General features: G+C 35.2%; 2 protein-coding genes and 1 pseudogene. All 3 read right to left on the minus strand.

Annotated features, from left to right (window positions below):
• Nucleotides 1-280: 280 nt before the first annotated feature.
• The 3 genes and pseudogenes from AB3X49_RS17575 to cypD all read right to left on the minus strand — a co-directional run bounded on the left by AB3X49_RS17575 (nucleotide 281) and on the right by cypD (nucleotide 4,787).
• On the minus strand, nucleotides 281-787 hold the full coding sequence (locus tag AB3X49_RS17575) for a GNAT family N-acetyltransferase (RefSeq protein ID WP_000470557.1): 507 nt from the start codon (nucleotides 785-787) through the stop codon (nucleotides 281-283).
• Nucleotides 788-1,036: 249 nt separating this feature from the next.
• Nucleotides 1,037-1,180, minus strand: a pseudogene (locus AB3X49_RS17580) (ABC transporter ATP-binding protein); the annotation flags it as partial.
• Nucleotides 1,181-1,589: 409 nt separating this feature from the next.
• Nucleotides 1,590-4,787: a bifunctional P-450/NADPH--P450 reductase gene (gene cypD, locus AB3X49_RS17585; RefSeq protein WP_367963701.1), complete on the minus strand. Its 3,198-nt coding sequence runs from the start codon at nucleotides 4,785-4,787 to the stop codon at nucleotides 1,590-1,592.
• Nucleotides 4,788-5,014: the final 227 nt, after the last annotated feature.

The raw sequence follows: 5,014 nt of genomic DNA on the forward strand, positions 1-5,014 counted from the left end.
AGGAATCATCCTTTTTACATAGATTATACCCTAGATTTTAGACAGGTTCTTAGGCGTCCTATATAACTTTTCTATGTCTCACAATCATGTAGCGTAATCAAAAAAATTGAAGTCTGATAGGGTTTATTTGTATGCAAATTTTTAAAGAACTTGCACTGGATCTTTAGAAAAAAGAAAAAATCTTACATGAAATTAAACTTATATAATGTTAGCTTGATCGGCATAGAGCACCACCCACATTATAATTATGATTTTGATTTAAATAATGCGTTCTGAGACACTACTCTTCTTCTAAAATAGCGTAATAATATTCATCCCACCATTCATTTCCATGGGGTATACACTTCCTGAAATATCCTTCTCTTCTCATTCCAATTTTCTCCATCAATCGATATGATGGGGTATTTTGTGGCTGACATGTAGCTATAATTCTATGTAATTTCATTTCCTTAAACCCATATTTTAATGTAGCTTGCGCTGCTTCAGAAGCATATCCTTTATTGAAATATTTAGGATTGAATACCCACCCAATCTCATAAGTATGCTCACCAAAATATTTATGAAAAACAATATGACCAATCAGAATATTTTCATCTACCAGTATCACAGGAAAGTTCTCTGCATTTTCACCCATATTTCTATTTACAAAGTTTCTTGTATCTTCTTCAGTAAAAACTCCTTCGGGTATGTATTTCATAACATTGCTATCTGATGTATACTCATGGACAGCTTGCCAATCTTTGAACTCAAAATTTCGTATTAATAATCTTTCTGCTCTTATAAACATTTACTTTTCTCCTCTCAAAAAATCGTTTCTTTATTTCAAATCCACATTCAACCCTTAAACTAAAAAGAACTTGTAGGAATCTCTGCAAGTTCTTTTTAGTTTAAGGTGAATATATGGGACAAACAAACTATCTTACAGATTCATCATAGAAACTACAGGAATAGTACTTTGACAAATATATCATATAACAAATATTAACATTTTTACATTTCAAAAATTATGTTAATTAAGGGCAAAAATAGCTTTTTCTTAACTATTCTTAATTTCGTTTAATACTAACTTCATTTTACTTAAATAAAATGCTCGATCTGATTTTTTTGCAACTTCTTGTGAATGAGTAACAACAATTACGCATTTACCTTCTTTATGTTCGAGTTCCTGAAACAGGTCAATAAATCCAACTTTATTTTCACACCTAAGTAAATATTCATTTACAGCTCCATTTACATAAAAATGTTGTATTGCTTTTCTTACTAATTCATTCATAAATGAATCTTTTCTTAACCCATTTTCAAATCATATCCCCCCAGATTTGTGCGAAGGTTTTGTTGCGTTTAAATGAAAGTCTACTTCTCCCTGATGTTTCCCCTTTTTATTAAGTCAAATCTACCATGTTGTGTATATAAAGCATAAAAACTATTGGATTTTGAATCAACATATACGTCCCTTTTATTTAAAAATAAAAAAACCCCATATTCAATAAAAAATACAGGGTTTTTATAAAGCAGTTTATTTTGTTTACAGTTATACTTAGTCGAAAGAAGTTCGTGAATTAAATATTACTTATCTAATTAAGAAGAATTTAGATTCCAGCCCAAACATCTTTTCCATATCGCCCTTCTTCTTGCACACGATCCAGCCAATTCCTTGCTTCTTGTTCACTGACTTCATGAATTTCTTGATATGCTTGACAAAGGGTGTCTTCTACGTCAGGAGCCATTTTACTTCCATCACCACATATATAAAGATGCGCCCCATTATCTAATAACGAAATTAAATTGATTCTATCTTGTTTTATTAAATGCTGTACATATGTTTTAGGATATCCTTCTAGGCGAGAAAAAGCTGTGTGTAAAGAGATTAATCCATCTCTTTCATCATTTTCTAGTTCTGTACGATAGAGATAATCCTTTTCAGGATGACGACAACCAAAATATAGATGTGCTTGTCCTAAGTTAATACCTTTTTGCTTTTGAACACGACGCGCTTGCAAGAATCCACGGAATGGTGCAATTCCAGTACCTGGTCCAACCATGATAATTGGTGTTTCTGGATTTTCAGGTAATTGAAAGTTTGATTGTGGCGTTCGAATGAAACAGATAATCTCATCTTTATTATGACGCTGAGCTAAATAATTAGAAGCGACTCCTTTATATGTCCCTACCCCAATCCAAGCAGGTGCATTAACAACACCAACCGTAATGCTCAGACGATCCTGTGCAACGAGTGGAGAGCTTGAAATGGAATAGTAACGCGGTTTGAGCGCAGGAAGAAGTTCTAAAAAGCGTTCAAATCGGATTTCACAAGCCTCATACTTTTCAAGAAGATCCAACATTGACATACGTTTCTTTAATATTTGTTCATGATAAACTCCCTCTTCCAATAATGATTCCAATTCCTTTTTATGAGGAGGGCATGCTGTGAATGTCACCATTTCTCGTATTTGTGCTCGAGTGGCTGCTTCTTGAACTTCTACACTATAACTAAGAAGGTCAAATAAACTAACAGGACTGTCTAAAGGTATGTGATTTACACTTCGTCCACTTGCACTCAATATGACTTGATCCTTCCCATTTAATCCAAAGCGTTTTAAAATTCGGTTGACATTTTTCTCACTATTAATTGGCAGCACCCCAAGGTGGTCACCTTCTTGATACGTAGCGCCTTCTGGCAAGGATATCTCAATATGTCGCGTGCTTCTTTCACTGCTAGATGATTGAAGTTCACGATTTTCTAGTATAGATGCATAAACTGCTTCATATGTTCGCGCAAGAGGAGATCCTCCAAGACGACTAACAAATTGTAAACTTAATGTACTGCGTTCTTTCTCAATGTTTTTGTTAAGTTCCAATCCAAATGCCTTCATCGCATCAGACCACATACTTTGTTTCCATTGCTCGAGCTGTTCCTCGAAATCACCACTTGCATCCGCTTCTCCACGTGTAGAAAATCTTGTTGCTCCTTTTTGAGCCATTTGCTCATCAATGTATCTTGGAATTCGCTGATAGGTACTAACCCAATTATGATCTCCACAACCAAAAACTGCATATTGAACACCTTTTAGCTCATCCGGTTTTAATTCCTCCAACCACTGCACAAACTGTCCTGCATTACTTGGTGGTTTTCCATTATAAGAAGAAGTTACAATAAGAACCGCCCCTTCTTTTGGCAGACTTCCAATTCGATCGTTAAGAGCTACCACTTCCGTTTGAACACCTTCTAAACTAGCTGTATCTGCTAGTTCTCTTGCAATACCTTCTGCTACTCCTGTATCCGATCCATACAGAACAAGAAGCGAAAGGTTATCGGCTCCTATAATAGAAGGAGTCTTCAGAACTTGCTGTTCGATTTCATGGTTTTTCAGTTTCTCCTCTATAGGCGCAAGAACAGTAGTATGGCTAATAGTTTGATTTCGGGGTAGAATCCTAATTTTAAAATCACCAGGCTTTAGCGTTAATGTTTGTTTTACGTCCAACTGATAGTCTTGATAATCAATTAATTCAAAATGTTGAAGAAGCATTCCCATTACGAGTGTGGCTTCATGAAGTGCAAACTGCATACCGATACATGCTCGTTGACCATTTCCAAATGGCTTATAAGCATGATGAGGAACCTTATCCAGCTCTTCAAATCGTTCAGGTTGGAATTCTTCCACATTGTCTCCCCATGCATCTTTATCCCTATGTAGTTGTGGAATAAGAACAGAAATACGATCTTCTCCTTTCTTAATTGGATATTTCCCACCAATCACTGTATCTTCTTTTGCATAGAGACTGAATGCTGGAGCAGTAGGCCATAGACGTAACGATTCATTTAAAATCATCCGGATATACTTAAGTTTCATAACTTGTTGGTATGTTGGAGTGGGATCTGTTAAAACCTGATCTACTTCTTCATAGGCTTTTTTCAACTTATCCGGATTCTTTAATAAAAAATAGATTGCAAAAGATAACAATCCACTTGTTGTTTCATGCCCAGCTATTAAAAAAGTGATAATTTGGAAACGAATATTTTCATCATCTAATTTTTCACCAGTGTCTGGATCCTGCACATTTAACATACGGGAAAGTAAATCATTTTCTTCCTGATTTCCACTACTTTTACGTTCAGCAATAATATTATCCACTAAAGAAAACATAGATTGAATATCATGCTGAAATTGACGTTTCGTTCTCCACATGAGTTTGTCTTCTATATCCAGCCGCTGTAATTGGTGCATCGCCTCATCTAGAGCACGGCTCATGCTAGTAATAAAAGGATGAGGGGTCTCACGATAAAAGCTATTAAATCGATAATTAAAACCACATAAACCAATTGTATCCAATGTAAGGCGAGTCATATCCTCCGGTACATCTACGCTTTCATTCGGATTAAGCCGTGCCCATTTTTGAACGAGTTGTACGGCAATATCGACCATCATAGCATGATAATCTTTCATTGCTCGTTGGCTGAATGTAGGCATCAAAATATTATGAGCTTTTTTCCAGTTAGGCTCATGAGTCTCGCTTGTAAATAATCCGTCTCCAGCAAAGGCGCGAACTTTCGCTAAAGCACCCTCTATACTTTTATCAAATCGTGTTTCGTCACAAACTTCTGCTACCAGTTCATGTCCAGAAACGACAATGATGGTATCACTTAAAGTTTGAATTTGAAAAATGGGACCATACTCTTCCGCTATCTTGATAAAAGATAAGGTGGGTTTATCTTTATCGATTAATGGGAGATTCCCCAGCAATCCATATGTTTTCGGTTGAGGAATGGCAGATACTTTTTTATCCATTAAAAACACCCTTTCAAAAAACATGAAATAAAATATCCCATTCAATAAAAAGAAGATAGCAATGAATCGCCTGGGATAAAGATATGTAATTGATTACCTTATTTTATCTTTTCCCTAACTATTCACGATTATGATATTGCTTATAAGGTTGGTAATCTAAGTTGTTTGTTGTTATTACATTTATAACTTGCAGAAAAAATACTAATTGAAAATGAAGTGTATTATGA

The organism is Bacillus sp. C30 (assembly GCF_040838255.1).
Lineage (GTDB): Bacteria > Bacillota > Bacilli > Bacillales > Bacillaceae_G > Bacillus_A > Bacillus_A mycoides.

Coding starts and splice junctions, on each gene's coding strand:
- AB3X49_RS17575 (WP_000470557.1), bottom strand. CDS start 787: ATGTTTATAAGAGCAGAAAGATTATTAATACGAAATTTTGAGTTCAAA.
- cypD (WP_367963701.1), bottom strand. CDS start 4,787: ATGGATAAAAAAGTATCTGCCATTCCTCAACCGAAAACATATGGATTG.